The 3,690-nt window shown below is 46.0% G+C and carries 5 protein-coding genes; all 5 read right to left on the reverse strand.

Going from position 1 to position 3,690, the window contains the following annotated elements; all coding sequences use genetic code 11:
* Positions 1 to 196 precede the first annotated feature (196 nt).
* A complete protein-coding gene (locus A4E24_RS07660) occupies positions 197 to 1,174 on the reverse strand; it encodes a methanogenesis marker 2 protein (RefSeq protein ID WP_292352694.1) in 978 nt (325 codons plus the stop codon).
* Positions 1,175 to 1,198: 24 nt separating this feature from the next.
* Complete coding sequence (nifB, locus tag A4E24_RS07665; RefSeq protein WP_292352695.1) at positions 1,199 to 2,131, reverse strand: nitrogenase cofactor biosynthesis protein NifB; 933 nt, start codon at positions 2,129 to 2,131, stop codon at positions 1,199 to 1,201.
* 83 nt (positions 2,132 to 2,214) lie between these two features.
* On the reverse strand, positions 2,215 to 2,556 hold the full coding sequence (queD, locus tag A4E24_RS07670) for a 6-carboxytetrahydropterin synthase QueD (protein WP_292352698.1): 342 nt from the start codon (positions 2,554 to 2,556) through the stop codon (positions 2,215 to 2,217).
* Entirely contained in the window at positions 2,553 to 3,269 is a 717-nt protein-coding gene (locus A4E24_RS07675) for a 7-carboxy-7-deazaguanine synthase QueE (RefSeq protein ID WP_292352696.1), read from the reverse strand. The genes queD and A4E24_RS07675 overlap by 4 nt, the downstream gene beginning before the upstream one ends.
* Positions 3,269 to 3,690, reverse strand: a 422-nt coding sequence (locus tag A4E24_RS07680) for a DUF366 family protein (protein ID WP_292352697.1), incomplete at its 5' end; no start/stop codon positions are given. The genes A4E24_RS07680 and A4E24_RS07675, both read right to left, overlap by 1 nt.

Below are 3,690 nucleotides of genomic sequence, written 5' to 3' on the forward strand. Positions count from 1 at the left end.
AGGTGTGATTTTCCTGATACAGCTAGAGCTGTATCAACAAACTTTAAGTACTTATTTGACAAAACACAATCATCCCCTATGTGTTTTTGGTAGCAGAGAATGCTCAGGGGATTTATCCTTTTTAAATTACTAGGTCAAAATAAAATCAAGAGTAGCTTTTCTACAAAGCCGAAAACGAGAAATTTAGCTTGGCTGTTCATTCGTCAATGCCTGTTATGATATCTTTACCAAAATCAAACACTGTAGACTTTGTGCTTTGGTAATGGATATCTAACCTGTGGCTGTCATTGATCTCACCCACAGCAGCAGCAGTGATACCCACCTGAGAGAAGATCTTTAGGCATTCCTGCGCATTCTCAGGCTTTGCAGTGACAACATAACCGGTGGCAGGATATATCTTCAGCCACTGCTCTATGTCCATATTTTCAGGTCTGGGTATTTTGGCAATATCCACACAAGCCCCTACCTTGCTTGTCTCGCACAACATGCCCAGAGTGCCGATGGAGCCAGGGTTACTGATATCCTTTCCGGCGGTCACAAGCTTCCTTTCAGCTATGGTAACCATCACCATGTAACACTCCCTGACAAATTGCGGATCTTTGAAAGATGTGGTATCCCAGCTATATGGAGAGTTCATACCTACCCTGCCGTCAAGATCATATGCAAAGATGACGACATCCCCGGGACTTGCGGTATCGCTTCTGATAACGCAGTCCTTCTTGGCTACACCAATAATGGCAACTGCAAGGGAATTATAAGGAGTGTCCGGATGAGTATGCCCTCCTACCATGGGCACACCGAACTTGTTTATACCATCCCTTATACCCTCCATAATGCCTTTGATGGACCCGGGGTCTCCGGATGACATAATATTCACCATGGCAAGAGGCTTGCCCCCCATGGCCGAGATATCGTTAACATTGACAACTACTGAAGTGTAACCAGTCCACCAGGGACTCTTCTCCACGATCCTGCCCCATATACCATCTGCAGCGAACAGGATCACGTCATCTCCACCTATATCTATCACGGCGGCATCATCGCCAAAATCTGCGAGAACATTGCCATATTCATGGCGGACGCTCTCAAATATCTTAAAGATCTCAGCAATGGGTTTCTTGCGCGAAACCCCTTCGAACTCCCGCAGATTGCGGGCAAGAAGCTCCAGGTCCATCAAGGCCACCAAAAAGTCAATGAATTATATTTCTTCAGCCTTCTTTGCCATTTCCAGTTTTATGGTATTGCGGCGCTCTTCACTCATCTGGGAAAGGTCCTTCCCGATAAGACCAAACGCATCAGACCTGCACTGGCGACAATGCCTCATCTGCTGCACATAAGGTTCACATGCATTCTGGACGGCCTGCCTTTCTTCTGGCGTTGGTGGTTCCATATCTGAGAACTTGGCCTGGCAGATGAGTGGCATGATGTTCATTATATAAACACCCATTTCGTTGATCTTCTTTGCCACTTCGACTATGTGCTTGTCATTTATGCCCGGGACCATCACAGTATTGATCTTGACAACAATACCTGCATCCACAGCCATCTTGATACCTGCAAGCTGGTTCCTGATGAGGATCTCAGCAGCTTCCACTCCCTTGTGGACCTTGCCCTTATAGACTGCATGACTGATAAGCTGTGCCTCTATAGCCGGGTCTATGGCATTCAGTGTTACTGTCAGCGTGTCCACACCTGCATCGATGATCTCAGGCATCCTGTCAGGAAGGGCAAGCCCATTGGTACTCAGGCAAAGAGTGACCTCCGGGAACTCGGCCTTAATAAGCCTGAAGGTCTCAAAAGTAGCATCATTGGCAAGTGGGTCACCTGGGCCAGCTACCGCAACCACCTTGATGAAAGGGAAGTCCTTGAGCACCTGCCTGGTCCTTTCCAGGGCTTCATGGGGAGTCAGCACCTCACTTGTGACACCGGGACGGCTCTCGTTAACGCAATCGAACTTCCTGTCACAATAGTTACATTGGATATTGCATGCAGGAGCCACTGGAAGGTGTATCCGGCCGAACTTGTGCTGTGCCTCCTTTGAGTAACAGGGATGTTGTGCAATGATCCTCTTCATTTCTTCCTCCTTACTGGAGACCGTTATATCACATACGTTCTTTGTTTCACCTGACATACCTGTCACATCCACAGCCCCGTTCGTTGGATTGGCTCAATTATAACTTAACACGTTATATATTTTGTGGGATTTCTTCATGATCAACAGACTTCGCACCACTTCCCTTCTCCTTCCCATACCTTTACAGATAGCGGAAAGTCCAGTTTTGAACTGAGGTTTCGGTGCATGTGTTCACACAGGTTCTCCACACTTGGGAACTCAAGTATATCGTTAAGTAACCTGTGGTCATATTCCTTAAGCACTTCCTTGACGACCTTTTTTATATCATAGAAGTCCATCACCATACCATTTTCGTTCTTTTCACCTTCTATGACGATCTCAACCTTGTACGTGTGACCGTGCACGATACCACATGTCCTATGCTCAGGTAAGTAATGAGCGCTGTCAATATGATCTATTATTCCAAGTTTCATTTTCATTATAAGCACCCCCACATCCTATGGGTTTGTGGGATTATCAAAGTATCAATATCACCAAGCAGTTCATTTTGTAGTTCAAGAAGGACCCTCACATCCGGTCTTAGATCATGTTGCGTGACGGGTTGCAGAACAATACATGAAATAAAGTTGCGTATGGATCCGGTCACATTCAACACATCAGCCGGATCGGTGTCTTTTGTCATCACGATCTTGCAGAAGCAATCCCTGTTCTCGGTCTTTCTGAGGACCTTAAAGGTTTCAATGGTCCTTTCAATATGCGATTCCAGTTTTTCTCCTTTGAACTCATCGGTGAGCTTCACATCACCTGAAACGAATGAAACGCAATCCTTTACCTTCTTTGCCATATCCGGCAATGTCATGTTAGATTCCAGGTATAAGGGAAGAACCACGTTCAGTTCAGTGATGAAGTCCGCATACAATAAAGGTTCACCCCCCGTAAGCGACAGGGAATGCACGTTCATGAAAGGGTCCACAAGCTCTGCTATCTGTTCAGGGTTCAATGGGTTTCTTACATACTGGAAAACACCTGAACCCGGGTCTTTCTCATATTTGCAAGCTTCAGATGTTCGTACATCCGTATCACAGTAAGAACAGTTAAGATTACATCCGGCAAATCTCAGGAATAACTGCCGGTTACCTACGTATGGTCCCTCGCCCTGCACAGAACAGAAGATCTCTGTAATAGGTGCTTCCATCACATCACACCTAATGGTCTCGATTTTCTTAGGTCCTTTTCAATATCATGGATCTCTTCCACATACCTGCTGGCTATTTCCTCCATCAGCGGGAACAGGTCTTTTTCAGGAACCCCTTGATCACTGAGGCAGCCATAGACCCCATGTTCCACATTCATACCAAAGTGTATCTTCTGGGACACGGCAGAGGTACTGGCAATGGAAATACTTAGCTTCTTGCCCTGTACAAAAAGATCATCTCCAGCCCTTGATGTCTTTATTCCCCTCTGTAACAGGCTTTCAGCCACCATAGCTGTGAACAGGCGCTGTCTGGCATAAATAAGCTTGAGGTCCGTGGAATCAAAATGCTCGATCACAAAATGTAACATATCAGTGGAGTAAATGGAATCTCCTTCCTTCCTGTCCTCCAGATCGATCATAT

This window comes from Methanomethylovorans sp. PtaU1.Bin093 (assembly GCF_002067275.1).
Classification (GTDB): domain Archaea; phylum Halobacteriota; class Methanosarcinia; order Methanosarcinales; family Methanosarcinaceae; genus Methanomethylovorans.